At 57.3% G+C, this 17,784-nt stretch carries 13 protein-coding genes and 2 pseudogenes; 13 read left to right on the top strand and 2 right to left on the bottom strand.

The window, feature by feature from the left end; genetic code table 11:
- Positions 1–52: 52 nt before the first annotated feature.
- The 12 genes and pseudogenes from asd (at position 53) to BF12_RS0101435 (ending at position 15,076) form a co-directional block, all read left to right on the top strand.
- Positions 53–1,174, top strand: a complete 1,122-nt coding sequence (gene asd / locus BF12_RS0101490) for an aspartate-semialdehyde dehydrogenase (RefSeq protein WP_024950717.1) — start codon at positions 53–55, stop codon at positions 1,172–1,174.
- Positions 1,175–1,638: 464 nt separating this feature from the next.
- The gene (locus BF12_RS0101485; protein WP_024950716.1) at positions 1,639–4,365 is read left to right on the top strand and encodes a FimV/HubP family polar landmark protein; all 2,727 of its coding nucleotides are present in this window, start codon (positions 1,639–1,641) and stop codon (positions 4,363–4,365) included.
- A complete protein-coding gene (gene truA / locus BF12_RS18180; protein ID WP_024950715.1) occupies positions 4,365–5,459 on the top strand; it encodes a tRNA pseudouridine(38-40) synthase TruA in 1,095 nt (364 codons plus the stop codon). Before BF12_RS0101485 ends, truA begins: the two co-directional genes overlap by 1 nt.
- Before the next feature lie 28 nt (positions 5,460–5,487).
- Positions 5,488–6,129, top strand: a complete 642-nt coding sequence (locus tag BF12_RS0101475) for a phosphoribosylanthranilate isomerase (RefSeq protein ID WP_422615148.1) — start codon at positions 5,488–5,490, stop codon at positions 6,127–6,129.
- A 272-nt stretch (positions 6,130–6,401) separates the two neighbouring features.
- Entirely contained in the window at positions 6,402–7,436 is a 1,035-nt protein-coding gene (accD, locus tag BF12_RS0101470; protein ID WP_024950713.1) for an acetyl-CoA carboxylase, carboxyltransferase subunit beta, read from the top strand.
- Complete coding sequence (locus BF12_RS0101465; RefSeq protein ID WP_084487915.1) at positions 7,429–8,862, top strand: bifunctional folylpolyglutamate synthase/dihydrofolate synthase; 1,434 nt, start codon at positions 7,429–7,431, stop codon at positions 8,860–8,862. Before accD ends, BF12_RS0101465 begins: the two co-directional genes overlap by 8 nt.
- A 49-nt stretch (positions 8,863–8,911) precedes the next feature.
- Positions 8,912–9,580: an SPOR domain-containing protein gene (locus tag BF12_RS0101460; RefSeq protein WP_024950711.1), complete on the top strand. Its 669-nt coding sequence runs from the start codon at positions 8,912–8,914 to the stop codon at positions 9,578–9,580.
- Complete coding sequence (locus BF12_RS20975) at positions 9,577–10,314, top strand: CvpA family protein (RefSeq protein ID WP_051510642.1); 738 nt, start codon at positions 9,577–9,579, stop codon at positions 10,312–10,314. The genes BF12_RS0101460 and BF12_RS20975 overlap by 4 nt, the downstream gene beginning before the upstream one ends.
- A 203-nt stretch (positions 10,315–10,517) precedes the next feature.
- Positions 10,518–12,031, top strand: a pseudogene (gene purF, locus BF12_RS18170) (amidophosphoribosyltransferase).
- A gap of 218 nt (positions 12,032–12,249) precedes the next feature.
- Positions 12,250–13,463, top strand: a pseudogene (locus BF12_RS18165) (O-succinylhomoserine sulfhydrylase).
- Between the two features lie 408 nt (positions 13,464–13,871).
- Entirely contained in the window at positions 13,872–14,414 is a 543-nt protein-coding gene (locus BF12_RS18160) for a cytochrome b (RefSeq protein WP_035158526.1), read from the top strand.
- Between the two features lie 62 nt (positions 14,415–14,476).
- Positions 14,477–15,076 carry a YceI family protein gene (locus BF12_RS0101435; protein WP_024950709.1) on the top strand — a complete coding sequence of 200 codons (600 nt, stop codon included), beginning with the start codon at positions 14,477–14,479 and terminating at the stop codon, positions 15,074–15,076.
- Between the two features lie 111 nt (positions 15,077–15,187).
- Here BF12_RS0101435 and BF12_RS0101430 read toward each other — a convergent pair whose 3' ends face one another.
- Positions 15,188–15,805 (bottom strand): LysE family translocator, encoded by a 618-nt coding sequence (locus tag BF12_RS0101430; protein WP_024950708.1) that lies wholly within the window; start codon positions 15,803–15,805, stop codon positions 15,188–15,190.
- Between the two features lie 187 nt (positions 15,806–15,992).
- Here BF12_RS0101430 and BF12_RS18155 point away from each other — a divergent pair, with 187 nt between their 5' ends.
- Positions 15,993–16,364 carry an aldo/keto reductase gene (locus tag BF12_RS18155; RefSeq protein WP_084487914.1) on the top strand — a complete coding sequence of 124 codons (372 nt, stop codon included), beginning with the start codon at positions 15,993–15,995 and terminating at the stop codon, positions 16,362–16,364.
- Positions 16,365–16,618: 254 nt separating this feature from the next.
- On the opposite strand, the gene BF12_RS18150 is transcribed toward BF12_RS18155, so the two are convergent.
- Complete coding sequence (locus BF12_RS18150) at positions 16,619–17,485, bottom strand: 2OG-Fe dioxygenase family protein (protein ID WP_024950707.1); 867 nt, start codon at positions 17,483–17,485, stop codon at positions 16,619–16,621.
- Positions 17,486–17,784: the final 299 nt, after the last annotated feature.

Here is a 17,784-nt window from a genome sequence, read left to right as displayed (position 1 = left end):
TGATGGAGTGTGATACCTCTCATCAGGCTGCACATGAATAAGGAGAACAAGCATGTTGAAGGTCGGATTCGTTGGATGGCGTGGCATGGTCGGTTCTGTGCTGATGCAGCGCATGCGTGACGACAATGATTTTGCGGGCATCGAGCCGGTATTCTTCTCCACCTCTCAGGTTGGTCAGCCCGGCCCTGATGTCGGTACTCCGGTGCCTGCGTTGCAAGATGCGACCGATATCGCGTCCTTGAAGGCGCTGGACGTCATCGTCACCTGTCAGGGCGGCGATTACACCAAGCAGGTGTTTGGCCCGCTGCGCGAAGCCGGTTGGAAGGGCGACTGGATCGACGCCGCTTCCACCTTGCGCATGGAAAAGGATGCCGTGCTGGTGCTGGACCCGGTCAATCGTCATGTGATCGACCAGAAGATCGGCGCGGGTGCCAACACCTTCGTCGGCGGCAACTGCACCGTCAGCTTGATGCTGATGGGCTTGGGCGGCCTGTTCGAGGCCGGTATGGTCGAGTGGATGACCTCCATGAGCTACCAGGCAGCCTCCGGCAGCGGTGCGCGTCACATGCGTGAGCTGCTGACCCAGATGGGCCAGCTCAATGGCAGTGTCGCGACCGAGATGGCCGATCCGGCCAGTGCCATCCTCGATATCGATCGCAAGGTGACCGCCACCATGCGCGGTGACGACTTCGCGACTCAGCAGTTCGGTGCGCCGTTGGCGGGCTCTCTGTTGCCATGGATCGATTCCGCGATGGAATCCGGTCAGACCCGCGAAGAGTGGAAGGCCGGTGTCGAAGCCAACAAGATTCTCGACAGCCAGGGCAATCCGATCGTGATCGATGGCCTGTGTGTGCGTATCGGTGCGATGCGCTCCCACTCTCAGGCCTTCACCGTCAAGCTCAAGCAGGACGTGCCGCTGGACGAGATCGAAGATCGTCTGGCCAAGCACAACGATTGGGTCAAGGTCGTCGCCAACACCAAGGAAGACAGCCTCAAGCACCTGACGCCAGCTGCCGCGACCGGCACGTTGACCGTGCCGGTCGGCCGTCTGCGCAAGCTGGCGATGGGCGGCGAATATCTGTCCGCCTTCAGTGTCGGTGACCAGTTGCTGTGGGGCGCCGCCGAACCGCTCAAGCGCATGCTGACCATCCTGCGCGAGCATCGCGCTGCCTGATGGCACCCGCGCTGGTATAGCGCATCGAAGACCTTCCGAGTTCTCGATGATTCAACGATAAACACGACGCCCTCGGTTCTCACTAGAATCGGGGGCGCCGTGTTTTTCACATGCATGGCGGTTAATGTGCCAAGATGATTGTCAATTTACGCATCAAAGCGTGACTATTTTCATGTTTTGGAAGCACTTCCTTTGTGATTTTGATTGCTGCTTTTCATGCATGATGGCGAGTATTAGTCTTTTGTGGGTATCGTTACAAAGGTGTCGGCGAACTGGTCACTCGAGATGCCCCGTCTGTTCGGCCTGCTCTCGAGTTCCACTGGGCCAGCAGCGTTGAAATTTTGCCGGTGTCAGAAGCGTCTTCTCCAATTCTCGAAGCGGACTCTCTGGTATCTTGTATGTAAGAATACGTAACATAATGAGCAGGCCGAGCAATGATTCGGTCGCATACGAAGGGACACTCAATGGGACGCAAGCTTCCTCTCGCACTGGCGGTCTCGTTTGCCGTCTTCAGTGCACAGGCCTTGGCAGTCGGCATGGAATCGCCACGGTTGCGTTCAAATCTGAACCAACCGCTCGATGCACGTATCGGCCTGACGGATACCTCGGGTCTTGACGCAAGCCTGATCAAGGCCAATGTGTCTGACGCCGCTTCTTTCACGCGTGCTGGAGTCGATCGCAGCTATGTCAGCGACGACGTCAAGGTCACCGTCAAACGTCAAGGCAGCCGTTACTATCTTCAGCTGACAACCAATGGGGCAGTACGTGAACCCTATGTCGATCTGTTGCTGGATGTTGAGTGGCCCAATGGCAAGCTGCAACGCCAAGTGACGTTGCTGTTTGATCCGGCGGGTTATTCGAGTCAACCGTCATTGGTGGCTGCAGCGGGTGCGCGCTCGCGTCCTCTGGCGACCAATGACTCGACACCGACGCGTTCGGTGGTCTTCCGTGATAATGGTCAGTCTGGCCAGTCAGGGGTACCAACACGCAGCACCTCTTCAAACAGTTCTTCTGGCACATCTCCGTCGAGTATCAAGGTGCGTAGCGGTGATTCGCTATGGACGATTGCCCGCCGCGTGCGCCCGGACGCCAGTGTCAGCATTCGCCAGGCGATGCTGGCCATTCAGGCGGCCAATGAAGACGCCTTCCCCGGCGGTAATATCAACAAGCTGCGGGCAGGGGCCGTGTTGAAGGTGCCAGGTCGCGACGCCATGCTGGGTCGCTCGCGTAGTACTGCTGACCGTGAGATTCGCGAGCAATATCAGAAGTGGGTTGCGGGTGCCCAAGGCAAGACGATTCCGGCACCCGCTGGCAAGGCGGCTAGTGCCTCCTCTGATACTGGCGGCAAGGCTGATGCCGCTTCATCGACCGCAGCCAAGGCTAATGCCCAAGGGCCGGCCACTGCCGGTGCTGATGGCAAGCCGCGTCTGACGCTGATCGATGAAGACGGCAGCAAGTCGAGCAGTGCCGCTGGCAAGGCTCAAGTCTCGGTGGGCAGCCAGCAAGCCATTGATGAGCTATCCGATCGTCTTGAATCGCTGGAAGATCAGTTGCTGACCAATCAGCAGCGTCTCGATCAGCTCGAGAAAGAGCGTGATGACTTGCGCGGTGAAGTTGCATCTCTGCGCAGTGAAGTCGGGCAGCTGCGCGCTTCGCTGTCAGAGCGCACAGAACAGTTGGAAACTGCCAAGATGCTGTTGGCCAAGCAGAACCGTCTGCTCGTCAACAGTGGCATTACGCCGCTGACGCTGCCGGAGAGTCTGGTCGCAGCAGGCGTTGATCTGGGACAGCCACGTGATGGTGAGGGTAATCTGGTACTGCCGGAGCAGCCGTGGCCGCAGGCGACCTGGAAATGGCTGCAGGATAATCTGGTCATTGTGGGGGGCATCGTTGGTGCCGGGCTGTTGCTGCTATTGCTATTGATGCGTCGACGCTCCAGTCCGAAAGGTGATGAAGGCATGAGCTTTGCCGATGCCGTGCGTAGCAAGGATGAACCTGCAATGGATAATGCGCGGGCATTCCCGGATACCTTTGCGGCGTCATCCGTTGCTGCACAGCGCGACACGCAGCCCACGGATAAAGTGTCTTCTTCGGCGCGTCGTGGCTCTCATAACATCGAGCCACTTTCACAGCCTGAATCTGCTGTTATCAGTGAGGCGGACATCTTTATCGCCTACGGGCGCTTTGATCAGGCTCAGGCACTGCTGGAAGCCGGTTTGGCAGAAGACTCTGCACGTCAGGACCTGCGTTTGAAGCTGATGGGCGTACATGGCGAGCTGGGCAATGTTGATGGGCTGCATCTCGAAGGCGAGCAGGTCATGGCGGCTGGAAGCGAAGAAGAGCGCGAGGAAGCTCAAGGACTGATGAGTCGCTACAGCAACGTTGGTAGCGCATTACGCGCTGTGGCGGGTGGTGCGATGAGTCAGTCGGGCCGCAAGGTGTCGCATCTCTCCGGTGTTGTGAATCAATCTCCCCAGTTCGCGCCCCCGGAGTCGAGTGGCGATACACCCGCAGTGGATGCCGATGAGCTCGAAAATGCAGGAGAGAGCGACGGTCTTGACAATTCGGATGCTGACTGTGCTACTGACGGCCATGTCGAGGAAGATCAGGGGGTGGCATTCGAGTCGGGTCTTGCAGGGGCTAATGCCGAACAGAGTAAGCCGGCACATGACTCAAGCACCTTCAGTGACAATGTCATTGATTATCAGGCACCCGAACTGACCTTGAATACATCAGACGCTCCGGCTGTGACTTCCATGCCTGAAAAAGCCGATGGTGAGCTCAGAGGTGAATCGGTTGAATTTACCTCTCTGCATGTAGGTAGTGATGTCGAAGAGGATTCAGTCTCGTCACAAGAGATGGGCTCAAACGATGAGTTGCCGTCGCTGGACAGCATGACGATCGAGGAAGTTGAGGTGCCGCGTCGCGATATCTCAGAATTCGAGGTCGAGGAAGTGGCGTTCGAGTCTGGGGATCTGGATAATGCCGGCTATTCCTCTGCTGACATGGCAGAGACAGGGGCTGGCGCCCAGGATGCCAAAGCTTTCCAGCAATTAGAGGAAGCCCGTCAGTTGCTAGTGGATGGTGATGATGAACAGGCTGCAGCGTTGCTTGAACCTCTCGCATCTGCCAGTGATGAGATGATCCGTGAAGAGGCGCTAGCGTTGATGGAGCGCTTTGGTCTGACCTAATGCCCTTTTTTACACCGCTGGATGATAATGAAAAACGCCCAGGGCGCATTGCTCTGGGCATTGAATATGATGGCACTCGCTATTGTGGTTGGCAGCGTCTGAGCCATGCACCTTCGGTGCAGGAATCTCTCGAGAAGGCGCTGTCGAAGGTGGCGTCGACCCCCATTACGGTGCATTGCAGTGGCCGCACCGACTCTGGTGTGCATGCCGTGCGTCAGGTTGTGCATTTCGATACCCCTGTAGGCCGTAGTCGCAAGGCGTGGCGCATGGGGGGGAATGTCAATCTTCCTCCCGATATCGGGATTCATTGGGCCGTGCCGGTGCCCGGTGATTTCCACGCTCGTTTCAGCGCTATTGCGCGGCGCTACCGCTATATGATCATCAACCAGCCTTTTCGGCCGGTGATGGAGCGTCACAATGTCACCTGGTGTCGTGAGTCGTTGGATGTCTCGGCCATGCAGGCCGCCGCCGCCCATCTGGTCGGTGAGCTCGATTTTTCCGCGTTTCGTGCAGCAGGGTGCCAGTCGCGCTCTCCGCGTCGTCACGTGCACTTCATCGAAGTCAGCCGTCACGGGCATATGGTGATGATTGATCTGCAGGCCAATGCTTTCCTGCATCACATGGTACGTAACATCGCGGGCACCTTGATGGCCATCGGGCGGGGTGAGAAACCGGTTGAGTGGATTGTCGAGCTGATGCGTGGTGGTGATCGCACGCGCTCAAGCGCGACGGCATCGGCCAGTGGTTTGCACTTCGTTGATGTTATCTATCCGCCACGCTATCAGTTACCTAAAGAGCCGCTGGGTCCTGGGTTGGTGGCGCATCTGGGCGAGTGGACCGGCGAGCGGCCGTTGCCCGATTGCCCGATGGCGCGTTCTCGCATTGCACGTGCTGAAGCGGAGGGTGCCGAAGAGGCACGGGCCGCGGGCCAGCTAAGCGAGATCGAGGCGATCCGCATGGCTGATGCCGCGCGTGAAGCCGAGCGCATCAGTCGCGAGCACGAACAGGCCATTCCTGCCGCAGGCACCTCTGTGACAGGCACTTCTGTGGCAAGCAATCCTGCGACAGACAGTCCTGCGACAGATGTCTTGTAGACGAATCACGTTGAGCGGAGAAGAGTGCATGACCGATACGATGTCCTCGGGGAATCGCCGTACGCGCATCAAGATCTGTGGTCTGACGCGTGAGCAGGATATTGCCGCTGCCGTGGCTGCTGGCGCCGATGCACTGGGCTTCGTGCTGTGGGCGGGGAGCAAGCGCGCAGTGAATGTTGCACGCCTGGCTGAGCTGTCGCGCCATGTTCCGGCCTTCGTGACGCGAGTCGGCCTGTTTGTGGACGCCAATGAGACTGAGGTTATCGCCGCTGCGCCTTATCTCGATCTTTTGCAGTTTCATGGTAATGAAACGCCTGAGATGTGCCGTGCGTTCGGTCGTCCGTATATCAAGGCGTTGCGCATGCGCGATGGAATTGATCTGGCAGCAGAGGTGTTGCGTTACCACGATGCGCGAGGAATATTACTGGATGCCTATCGTCCAGGCGTGCCTGGCGGTACTGGCGAGACGTTTGATTGGTCGCGAATTCCTGCAGGGCTACCTCTGCCGGTGATACTGGCAGGTGGGCTTGAAGCACACAATGTGGCCACTGCAGTGGAACAGGTGACGCCTTACGCGGTCGATGTCTCTGGTGGCGTCGAGTCTGCGCCCGGTGAAAAGGATGTTGAGCGTATGCAGGCATTCTGTCGTGAAGTGCTTTCTCGCATCTGAGCGCACGCTTGTCGCGGAGTTGCTGCAACGCTCAATTGGTATCTCGCACTACCCGCAGGGGGGGCGAAACCGCTACAATGATTCCCAGAATTTGGAAATTGGCCGTACGACCAATGGGTTGCACGGACTTTTTCTTTGGCGCTGCCCTGTGATGGCAGCTGCCCGCCATATTGTCGAAGGCGTTATTGCCCGAGAATATGTGCCAACTCGCATGGCCGCCGGCACTTGCCGAGCGGTGCCCAGAACAGCAGCAAAACGGAAGCCTCCCCACCATGAGCTGGCTTGACAAGATTGTGCCGTCAATGAGCCGTATCCAACGCAAGGATCGGCGCACCTCCATTCCTGATGGCCTGTGGCGTAAATGCCCCAAGTGCGAAGCAGTCCAGTACCTGCCGGAGCTGACCAAGCACGACAACGTCTGCCCGAAGTGTGACCACCATCTGCGTCTCACTGCGCGTGCGCGTTTGTCCTGGTTCCTGGACAGCGAAGGTCGCGAGGAAATCGCGGCAGATCTCGAGCCGGTCGATCGTCTCAAGTTCCGCGATTCCAAGAAGTACAAGGACCGCCTGAGCGCTGCCCAGAAGCAGACCGAAGAGAAGGACGCGCTGATTGCCATGCGTGGTTCCCTCGAAGGTCAGCCGCTGATCGCGGTGGCCTTCGAGTTCGGCTTCATGGGTGGCTCCATGGGGGCCATCGTCGGCGAGAAATTCGTGCGTGCGGCAGAGCTGGCGCTGGCCGAGAATGTCCCGCTGGTGTGCTTCGCGGCCTCTGGTGGCGCGCGCATGCAGGAAGCGCTGTTCTCTCTGATGCAGATGGCCAAGACAGCGGCTGCGCTCGAGAAGCTCAAGCAGGCGGGCGTCCCCTACATCAGCGTGCTGACAGACCCGGTCTTCGGTGGTGTATCAGCGTCGCTTGCGATGCTGGGCGACTTGAACGTCGCTGAGCCGAATGCTCTTATCGGCTTTGCCGGTCCGCGTGTCATCGAGCAGACCGTGCGTGAGAAGCTGCCGGAAGGCTTCCAGCGCTCCGAGTTCCTGCTTGAGCATGGCGCTGTCGACATGATCATCCATCGCCGTGACATGCGTGAGCGCTTGTCCAGTATTCTGCTCAAGTTGCAGGGCATGCCGATGGTCAAGGTAGATGAGGCTGCCACTGAAGCACCGCAAGTCACCGAGGAATCTGTTGCGGCTGCGGCAGACGTCGTCGAAGGTGATGTCGTCAAGGAAGAGCCACGCTCTGCGGTGGAAAGCGTGCTCGACGAGACGTTCTCAAGCGAACAGCCGAAAGGCGAGCGTCGCGATGGCTGAGCAGGGCACCGCCCCGGCAGGCTGCAGTGCGTCTGATGCACTGCAGCCGCTCAGCCTCTCTTCTCTGCATGCCGCCGTGCCTCGTGGCCTCACACTGGCCCAATGGTTGACACGTCTTGAGTGTCAGCACCCTGTCAGCATTGATATGGGCTTGTCTCGCGTGCAATGCGTTGCAAGACGACTTGGACTTGTTGGCCCTGATGCCCGCCGCCTTGGCGGGCGTGTCATTACCGTTGCCGGTACGAATGGCAAGGGGTCCACGGTGGCCATGCTTGATGCATTAGGCCGCGCGCATGGCCTGACCACGGCCACTTATACCTCTCCCCATCTGCTTCACTACAACGAGCGTCTGTCCGTCAATGGCCAGAACGTGAGTGATGATGCGTTGATCACTGCCTTCGAGCAGATCGATTCAGCACGTCATACCGATGAGGACGATGGTGAGGGCGTCGTCAGTCTTACCTATTTTGAAGCCGGTACGCTTGCGGGGTTGTGGCTGATTGCTCAGCAACAGCCTGCGTTGGCGATTCTGGAAGTTGGACTGGGCGGGCGATTGGATGCCGTCAATATCATCGATTGCGATGTGGCAGTGATTACCACGGTGGCGCAAGACCATGCTGCCTTCCTCGGTACTGATATCGAGAATATCGGCTTTGAGAAAGCCGGTATCCTACGGGCTGGGCGTCCGGCGATCTTTGGGTCTGATGGCTTGCCTGCCAGCTGTGCTGCACATGCGGATACGCTCGACGTCACTCCCCAGGTGTTGTGGCAGGATTTTCGCTGGCAGTCAGACGAGAATGAGATAGACACAGGCAATGCAGAGCCGCGCTGGACATGGCAGCGTTTGATCTCGCCGGCCCTGACGCTTGAGGCACTGCCAGACCCTGGCCTGCCGCGCGATAACGCCGCCACGGCCTTGTCGGCATTGGTGGCGGCGGGTGTGACGCTGGACGAGAGTGCGGTGCGTCATGCACTGGCGACCGTCAAGCTCAAGGGGCGGATGCAATGGCTCACGCGTCATGCGCGTGATTGGTGTCTGGATGTCGGTCATAACCCGCATGCCGCTGCCTATCTGGCGCAGCGCCTGGCAGCGCGCGACCAGCGCAGCGGCCGTGATGCAGCCACGCAGCCACGTTGGGCACTATTGGCCATGCTGGGTGACAAGGACGCGCACGGTGTCATTGAGGCGTTGGCGCCCGTGGTGGACGGTTTTGTCGTGGCGACACTGGAGGGCGAACGCAGCCGATTGGCCAGCGAGTTGGCATCGGTCGTGCGCGCGAGTGGCGGCAGTGTGCTTGCTGAGTGTGACGCCGTCAGTGCTGCCGCCCAGTGGCTAGTCGAAGACGCGGCCGTCGGTGAGGTGCTGGTGTGCGGTTCATTCTTTACGGTAGGCGCAGCATTGACGTGGCTCGAGGCTGACGCTTGATGTCAGGCAACTTTCGAGTCGTGGAATCCGGGTGCAAGGAGATGGCACGATGAAATATGGCAAGCGAGAGCGGATAAGCGGTGCGGTCATTTTGCTGGCATTGGGCGTGATCTTCATTCCCATGTTATTTGATGAGCCCCCCGCCCGTGATGAGCGCCCTAGTCCGGTCATGACGCTAGGCAAGCCAGTGGATATCGATCGCTCGGCTGTCGAGACGCCCCAGCCACCCAGCGAGCTGAAAATTGGCGCGGATGTGCCCATCACCTTCGTCGATAGTAATGGCAAAGTGCGTGATAGCACGGCTTCCAGTGCGCCTGACAGAAATCAGAGCCGTGTGGCCGAGGCTGAGCAGCTCGCCGCGCCAAAGGTGGCATCTTCCAAGCCCGCACAGAAGACGGTGGCCAAGGCTGAGCCGACATCAGCACCCAAGACAGCGCCGACACCAGCAGCGACGGCTCCCGCCAGTGTACCTTCTTCCTCGGCTGGTGGCTGGGCAGTGCAGGTCGGTAGTTTCGGTGAGCCAAGCAATGCTGCGCGTCTTCAGCAGGAGCTGCAGGGCAAGGGCTTTGCTGCTTATCATATCGCGCGTGGCAGCAAGCTGACGGTCGTGTTTGTCGGGCCCTATAAAAGCTCGGAGATTGGTGAATCAGCACGCTCCCGCTTGCAGGAGCAAGTCAATATCAAGGGCTTGCTGGTACGTCGGAAGGAGGGTGAGTGAACGATCTGGTCTGGATTGATTGGCTATGTCTTGGGCTGATCGGCATTTCAATTCTGTTGGGCTTGATGCGTGGCTTGCTCAGTGAGGCGCTGGGGCTGGCCGGTTGGCTGGTGGCGCTGGTCGCCGCCCGTCAGTTCGGCGCTGAGGCGGGGGGGCTACTTGAAGAGATAATTCTCTCGCCAGGTATTCGTACCGCTGTCGGTTTCGTGCTGGTCGTCATTGGCACGGTGCTGCTGTGGGGGTTGATGCTGAGATTGCTGGAGCGTCTGGTGCAGGCGGTCGGCATGGGTGGTTTCAATCGCTTGCTGGGCGGGGTGTTTGGCGCTCTGCGCGCGAGCGTGATTCTAGTGTTGATCACTGCGGTTGTCGGACTGACACCCTTGCGCGACAACGCCGACTGGCAAGCTGCACAGTTCAGGCCCACGCTCGAGCAGCTGCGTGATTGGTCACTGGCGCGCTATCGTGAATGGGATACCGGTGGTGAGTGGGGGCCGATCAAGCAGCCACATCAGAGAGTACGCTCTGTCGGTCAGGATTCTGCCAGCAAGGATTCTATTGACGAGAGTGCTGATAGTAACTCGCTGGGGCAACAAGCTGGTCGCTTGTTTGAGAGCGCACGACGTGAGGGCAGTGCGCTTACGGAGAGCCTCGGGAAGCAGGCGGTGCAGCAGTTTACGCGTCAGCCACTCGCGCAGGAGTCTCAAGATGAGACGGGCGTGAAGGCATCACCATGACGTTATTGGACGCCGGGCATTCTTGCCCGGCGTTGTCGTTTTAGCAGTCTGCAACACCTGACTTATCGGTCAGGTGTTGCCTGCTCTGTGGGCAGGCCTGACAATTGCGGTGTGTTAGCACTCATGTTGCCATGTGGACGGGCGCCGGCCCTTGCCAGCGTGCGCTTCCCTATCCAAGTGTGTATTAGTGAGGTAATGACGGGATGTGCGGGATTGTAGGTTTGATGGCCAACGCTCGGTAAATCAGGCGCTGTATGACGCGCTGACCGTATTGCAGCACCGTGGGCAAGATGCCGCGGGGATGATGACCTGGCACGAAGGGCGCTTCCTGCTGCGCAAGAGCAATGGTCTGGTGCGTGATGTGTTCCGCACCCGTCATATGCAACGTCTCAAGGGCAACATGGGTATTGGCCATGTTCGCTATCCGACCGCTGGCTCGTCCAGCGAGGCGGAGTCGCAGCCGTTTTACGTCAACTCGCCTTATGGCATCACGCTGGCGCACAACGGTAACCTGACCAACTCTGATCAGCTCAAGCAGGAGTTGTTTTCCTCCGACTTGCGTCACATCAATACCAGCTCTGATTCTGAAGTGCTGCTCAACGTCTTTGCTCACGAGTTGGGTAAGCAGGGTATGCGTCTGGGTGCTGGTGATGTCTTTGATGCGATACGTCGTGTGCATCGCCGCTGCAAGGGCGGTTATGCGGCAGTGTCGATCATCAATGGCACCGGTCTGGTCGCTTTCCGCGACCCACATGGCATTCGTCCGGCCTGTTTCGGCAAGCGTGAAGCTGCCGAAGGCGTGGAGTACATGATCGCGTCCGAATCCGTGGCACTGGATGTGGCGGGTTTTGAGCTCATTCGTGACATCGCGCCGGGTGAGGCTGTGTTCATCGATATGGAGCGCCAGTTGCACACTCTGCAGTGTGCCGATGATGCCGTGCTCAAGCCGTGTATCTTTGAACACGTCTATCTGGCGCGTCCTGACTCCTTGCTCGACGGTGCCTATGTCTACGGCACGCGTATGCGCATGGGCGAGAAGTTGGCCGACAAGATCGTGCGTGAATGGCCGGAACAGGATATCGACGTCGTCATTCCGATTCCGGATACCTCACGTACCTCGGCACTCGAACTGGCGCAACATCTGGGAGTGACGTACCGCGAAGGCTTCATGAAGAATCGCTATATCGGTCGAACCTTCATCATGCCGGGCCAGACACTGCGCAAGAAGTCGGTGCGTCAGAAGCTCAATGCCATCGATATCGAGTTTGCAGGCAAGAACGTACTGCTGGTGGATGATTCCATCGTGCGCGGCACGACCTGTAACGAGATTATCCAGATGGCGCGCGAAGCGGGCGCAAAGAATGTTTACTTTGCCTCTGCTGCGCCAGCGGTTCGCTACCCCAACGTCTATGGCATTGACATGCCAGCGGCGGAAGAACTGATCGCACATGATCGCACCGAGAAAGAGATTGCTGACCTCATCGGTGCGGATCGCCTGTTCTATCAAGATCTGGGTGATTTGAAGGATGCTTGTCGTGAAGTTAACCCAGCACTCGACGAGTTCGATTGCTCCGTGTTTGATGGCGTCTACGTGACCGGCGATATCGACGAAGCCTATTTGAACGATTTGCGCGCCTCTCGTAATGATGGCGCCAAGAACGCTGGCGAGACTCACGCGGTAGTGGATCTGCACAACGATTCGGAAGATCTCGACTGATAACAGGCTTGCCATTAGGCAACAGTGTGATCAGTGACGTGCAACGGGCTCCGGAGAAATCCGGGGCCCGTTGCACGTTTAAAACCGGTAATATCGATTCTCCACCTCCCCGCGAAGAGGGACTGATGCGGCAGTGTGCAAGAATGAAACGACACTGCGCATGTTGATCGCCAGCAGCATCTTACAGAACACGTTTTTCAGCACAGGTAATGGACACCATGCACGAAGACAATCTTTCCCGCGCCGACCTCTCCCGTGATGAACTGGGTCTCGAGACGCTCGCCATCCGGGCAGGCCACCTGCGTGGCTCAGAGCAGGAACACGGTGAGCCTATCTATACGACGTCCAGCTTTGTCTATGGCAGTGCTGCCGAGGCGGCTGCCAAGTTTGGTGGTGATGAAGCTGGCAACATCTATTCGCGCTTCACCAATCCGACGGTGCGTTTCTTCGAAGAGCGTCTGGCGGCGATGGAAGGCGGTGAGCGTTGCGTCGCGACCAGCTCTGGCATGGCCGCCATCATGTCCACGGTGTTGGCGCTGCTGGAATCTGGTGATGAAATTGTCGCCTCGCGTTCCATCTTTGGCTCCAGTGTCAGTCTGTTTACCAAGTATTTCGGCAAGCTTGGCATCACCACACGCTTCGTTGAGCTGGGAGATCTGGATGCATGGCGCGAAGCCATCACGCCAGCCACCAAGCTGCTGTTTGCCGAGACGCCGTCCAATCCGCTTTCCGAGATTGGTGATATTGCGGCACTGGCTGAGATCGCGCATGAGCACAATGCCTGGTTAGCCATTGATAACTGTTTCTGTACACCGGCACTACAGCGCCCCTTGACGCTTGGGGCGGATATCGTCATTCATTCGGCGACCAAGTATCTGGATGGCCAGGGCCGTACGCTGGGTGGCGCAGTGGTTGGCAGTCATGCATTGATGGAAGAGGTGTTTGGCGTGGTGCGTACTTGCGGTCCGTGCCTGAGCCTTTCAATGCTTGGGTATTCCTCAAGGGGTTGGAGACGCTCAACATCCGCATGCAGGCGCACTGCGCGCGGGCATTGGATCTGGCGCGTTGGCTTGAAGTGCATCCGGGCGTGGAGCGTGTGCATTACTCGGGGCTTGAAAGTCATCCGCAGCATGCCTTGGCCAAACAGCAGCAAAAGGCCTTCGGTGCTGTGCTGGGCGTGGTGATCAAGGGGGGGCGTGAAGGCGCCTGGTCAGTGGTAGATGCCACACGCATCCTGTCGATCACCGGTAATCTGGGCGATGTGAAAACGACCATTACACATCCGGCCACTACCACTCACGGGCGTCTTAGTGACGAGCAGAAAGCCGCCGCAGGTATCGAGGAAGGAATAATTCGTATCGCAGTGGGCCTGGAAGATCTCGAAGATATCAAGCGTGACCTGGCACGTGGCCTTGATCGTTTGGTGGACTGAAGAAAAAAAGCCTGCAAGCGTTAGAGCGTAGCAGGTATCGGGCAGTCATCACGGACTGTCATCAAAAGTCCCCGAGTGGAGGCAGTTCAAGGCGTTGTAAAGCGTCTGGTCTGCCTTCACTTCGTTGTGGGGATCGATCATGCCAGGGCATGTCCCTGTGTCAACCTGCTTTCTGTCGGGTATTGCCGCAAGACCAAGGGGCACACGATAGCGTTGCCTTCTGATATAAACACCCAGTCATGCTCGGCGTTTGTGTGTCTAGCAAAAATGAACGGTTCACTCACCTAAGGCTTGGCGTCACACTGGGCACTGGTTAAGCTCTCGCTTAATGAAGTAACAATAAAGCTGGCGGAGATCTCCGCAGCACTGATCGGTAGGCGTAGATAGCGCAAGAGGCGGGAGCTAAAAATGTGGCGAAATTCTCGACGTGGTTGGGGTTGGCCGGTCATCGTGATGCATTGGCTATCGGCCTTGGCCATCTTCGGACTGTTTGCCCTTGGTTGGTGGATGACTTCTTTGGGTTATTACGATCCCTGGTACAAGCTTGGCCCGTGGTGGCACAAGTCTGTGGGTATCAGTCTGTTTGCATTAACGGTATTGCGGCTAATCTGGCGACACCTGCAGATAACACCACAGGCACACGGTACTCGTAATGAACAGCGCGCTGCCTTCGTGGGTCACGTATTGCTCTATGTGCTGCTGCTGCTGATTATGGCATCAGGCTATCTGATTTCCACGGCTGATGGGCGAGGCATTAGTGTATTTGGCCTTTTCGAGGTGCCGGCACTGATCACCGGTCTAAAAGACCAGGCAACGCTCGCTGGCGATGTACACTGGTATGCCTCCTGCGGTCTTGTCATTTTGTCGCTTGGGCACGCAGCTGTAGCCTTGAAGCATCATCTGTTGGATGAACAAGATACGCTGCGGCGCATGATCTGGCCGTTGCGATGATGAAAGAGGGCGTCAATGCCATTGGGCGCCAGATGTGACGAATCCACTCAAGGAGTATCAACATGAATAAGACATCCTTCCTCGGCCAGTCACTTGTTGCAGGTGTCATGGCAGCCTCTTTGCCGCTGATGGCCGGACAGGCTCAGGCCTCTGATTACACCATCGATACTGAAGGCCAGCATGCCTTCGTCCAGTTCAAGGTCAGCCATCTGGGCTATTCCTATATCTTGGGTGAGTTCAAGGAGTTCAGCGGCGACTTCAGCTACGACGAAGGCAAGCCAGAAGCCTCCAGCGTCAATGTGAAAGTGGATGTCGATAGTCTGGACAGCGCGCATGCCGAGCGTGACAAGCACCTCAAGTCCGCTGATTTCCTGGATGTGTCCCAGTATCCGACCGCCACCTTTGCCTCCACGGGCTTTAAAACGACGGGTGATGGTGCAGGGAAATTGACCGGCGATCTGACGTTGCATGGCAAGACCCAGCCGATCACTATCGACGTCGATCACATCGGTGGTGGTGAAGATCCATGGGGTGGATATCGTCAGGGTTTTGAGGGTACCACGACCCTGAAGCTTGCTGATTATGGCATCGATACGTCCAAGCTGGGCCCGACGGCTGCCACGGTTGACCTGTATCTGGTCATTGAAGGCATTCGTCAGTAATAAGTGTCAGGTGCAAGTCGTGAAAACGCCCCTGCCAATTTGGCAGGGGCGTTTTCGTGGCGGGTTGGTTCATGGATGCTAGCGTGAACATCAGCCAGACATGACGTCAGATCAGCCGCGCAAGGCCAGGTAGCTGCCGGCCCCGATCATCAGGCTACCCGCTCCACGATTGAGGCGGCGTATCGCTTGCGGCGAGCGCAGGTAACGGCGAATGCGTCCCGCCAGATAACCGACAGGTACCACGCCGATCAATAGAGCGCTCAGATTGAGGGTGGCGGCAATCACGATATCGCTACCGGTGAGCTGGGTGATATCCATGAAGGTGGGCAGGAAGGCGATGTAGAACAGAATGACCTTGGGGTTGGAGGCCGAGATCAAGAAGCCTTGAATGAACCCCCGCCACCAGTCGCCACGCACGCGCATTGCCGGAGCATCATCAAGTGTCGGTGAGCTGGTCCATAGCTTGTACCCCAGATAGAACAGATAGGCTGCCCCCAGAATACGGATGACCGTGAACAGCTCGCTCCAATGGGTTGCCAGTGCCGAAAGCCCAAAGACGGCGGCCAGCATATAGCAGACATCGCTGAGACTCATGCCGACGGCCAGCGGGACACAGGCGTTGCCGCCCTTGCTCATGCCGCGTGCCAGTAATGCAAGAATGCCGGGGCCTGGAGTGATGCCAAAGATGAAGATGGCAAGGAAGAAGGTTAGCCCGGTTTCAATGGTCATGATGATTCCCTGATACGGTGAGGGCGTATGGAGTTTCGGCTCATTCATCGATAGCCGAGTATCTCCCTGCGATGTTAGTACAGTAACAGTGCAATGCCGTTTATCGACCCTTTAACTATGGACGGGTATTTCCACATCTCTTGATAGGCTAAACAATGATCTGTGCGAAAGATGCAAAAGAGACGATATGGCTACCCCTACAACTTCAGTACTGCCGGCAATGGGCTTTGGCGTTTTCCGTTATGAAGAGCAAGCTGCCACGGACGCAGTGACCAGTGCATTGTCACTGGGCTACCGTCACATTGATACGGCACAGTTCTATGGCAACAAAGTGGCTGTCGGTCGTGCTATCCGTGAAAGTGATGTGCCGCGCGATGATATTTTCCTGACCACCAAGGTCCGGCATGATCGTCTGCATCACGATGACCTGATTGCCAGCCTGCGTGAGAGTCTCGATAAGCTTGGGATCAAGCAGGTAGATTTGGCGCTGATCCGCTGGCCATCGCCTGAAGATGAAGTGCCCATGGCGGAATACATTGCTGCGCTCTGGTACGAGTGAGTGTCATGATATGTTCGCCAGTCTTGATGCAGCTAACGTGTCAGGCACAGTACTGATGTAAGTGTTGGCGGCACTAAAGCTGACACCCAATAACAAAAAAACCAGCCGGGAAACCGGCTGGTTTTTTCTTGTACGCCTCAGTAATCTGTCATGCCGCTAATGCAAGGCTTCAGGTGATGGCAATTCGGAATCTACCGAGCCGTCTTATTGCAATGACCAACACAGGGACTGGCTAACTGTCACCAGGTTATCGATTACTTGCTCTCATTCAGTACGGCGCCCGGGAAATGACGACGCAGCATGCGGTTCTGGAACTCATCAATGAATGCGCAGTTGATAATGATGATGAAGCGCTCGAAGTGCTGGCCGGCGTTCTCCTGCGAGATTGAGCTGACGCTATGGAATAGCTGATCATCATGGATATGAAGGACCTCTCCTGGTGCCAATTCTGTTGTGGACAGCAATTCGCTCCCCGCCTTGTCCCGGTAGAGCGTGTTGATGGCGCCACTGACATTTTCACGGTTGACTACCAGGATGCTTAGATACTTGCAACCATCCGCATGAATCCCTTGGCCTTGAAGCGGATCAATGGTGCCATCTCCGCGGACCCCAGTGATTTGCATCAGGATTGGCTCGCGCGGGCCGATGCCCCACATGTCAGCCCACGCCTTTACAAAGGCGCGTACATCTTCACGCTCAGTGAATGACTCTTCCAGCGGTGCATAGTATCTCAGGCGATCGGCCATGCTGGCAGCGTCATTGAATCGCCCTCCCTGAGCCATCGGACACTCTCCAAGGGTCTCGACTTCGTGCTGGTCATTGAGGTGCAGCCAAGACATGCGCTTCCAACGGGTGTTGACGTAAGGGTCGCGCGGGAGATCTTTCAGGAAGCCCTGCCAGGCATTCAAGTCAATATGCGCCGAGATGGAAGACTTGCTCCAGTGCTGGTGCTTCAATTCCTCATGTACTGCTTTTGGCCAATACTGGGATGTCAGCGGGAGGTGCAGTGTTGTGCCATCGGTGGAGTGGGCTGGATAATGCTCTGCTAGGCTGCTTTGCTCCAAAGTCAGTTTGCGGGAAGAGTCGGCCAGCTGACGTACGCCACGATTTGCGATGTTCATGTAAAATTCCTCGACGTTATCTGCGCTTATGCGCTTGATGGAAGGCGTTGCATTAGCAACGTCGAGGAGAATGGAAAGATGCACGTGGCATAGTCAAACCCGTACATTGTCAGTAACGCGCTAATATCGCGTAAGTATCATCAATATGGGTAGTAGGTCATCGCTACGACATGGCTAATCTGATCGCCTAGTATTATGTAATCCATTAGCGCTATTCTTCACCCTGTCACTAAGGTCGGGTTACTGCGTTTTTATACAGTTCTTCATGAGAAAACGTTGAGTGTGCGGAAGCCGAAAGG

This window comes from Cobetia crustatorum (genome assembly GCF_000591415.1).
Lineage (GTDB): Bacteria > Pseudomonadota > Gammaproteobacteria > Pseudomonadales > Halomonadaceae > Cobetia > Cobetia crustatorum.
Note: the sequence above shows the minus strand (reverse complement) of the source record. Positions and strands in the feature narration are given on the sequence as shown.

What these genes read in the sequence shown, in the direction of transcription:
- BF12_RS18155 (WP_084487914.1), top strand. Translation starts at nt 15,993, where the DNA reads ATGGCTACCCCTACAACTTCAGTACTGCCGGCAATGGGCTTTGGCGTT.
- truA (WP_024950715.1), top strand. Translation starts at nt 4,365, where the DNA reads ATGCCCTTTTTTACACCGCTGGATGATAATGAAAAACGCCCAGGGCGC.
- BF12_RS0101460 (WP_024950711.1), top strand. Translation starts at nt 8,912, where the DNA reads ATGAAATATGGCAAGCGAGAGCGGATAAGCGGTGCGGTCATTTTGCTG.
- BF12_RS0101465 (WP_084487915.1), top strand. Translation starts at nt 7,429, where the DNA reads ATGGCTGAGCAGGGCACCGCCCCGGCAGGCTGCAGTGCGTCTGATGCA.
- accD (WP_024950713.1), top strand. Translation starts at nt 6,402, where the DNA reads ATGAGCTGGCTTGACAAGATTGTGCCGTCAATGAGCCGTATCCAACGC.
- BF12_RS18150 (WP_024950707.1), bottom strand. Translation starts at nt 17,485, where the DNA reads ATGAACATCGCAAATCGTGGCGTACGTCAGCTGGCCGACTCTTCCCGC.
- BF12_RS0101475 (WP_422615148.1), top strand. Translation starts at nt 5,488, where the DNA reads ATGACCGATACGATGTCCTCGGGGAATCGCCGTACGCGCATCAAGATC.
- BF12_RS0101435 (WP_024950709.1), top strand. Translation starts at nt 14,477, where the DNA reads ATGAATAAGACATCCTTCCTCGGCCAGTCACTTGTTGCAGGTGTCATG.
- BF12_RS0101485 (WP_024950716.1), top strand. Translation starts at nt 1,639, where the DNA reads ATGGGACGCAAGCTTCCTCTCGCACTGGCGGTCTCGTTTGCCGTCTTC.
- BF12_RS0101430 (WP_024950708.1), bottom strand. Translation starts at nt 15,805, where the DNA reads ATGACCATTGAAACCGGGCTAACCTTCTTCCTTGCCATCTTCATCTTT.
- BF12_RS18160 (WP_035158526.1), top strand. Translation starts at nt 13,872, where the DNA reads ATGTGGCGAAATTCTCGACGTGGTTGGGGTTGGCCGGTCATCGTGATG.
- asd (WP_024950717.1), top strand. Translation starts at nt 53, where the DNA reads ATGTTGAAGGTCGGATTCGTTGGATGGCGTGGCATGGTCGGTTCTGTG.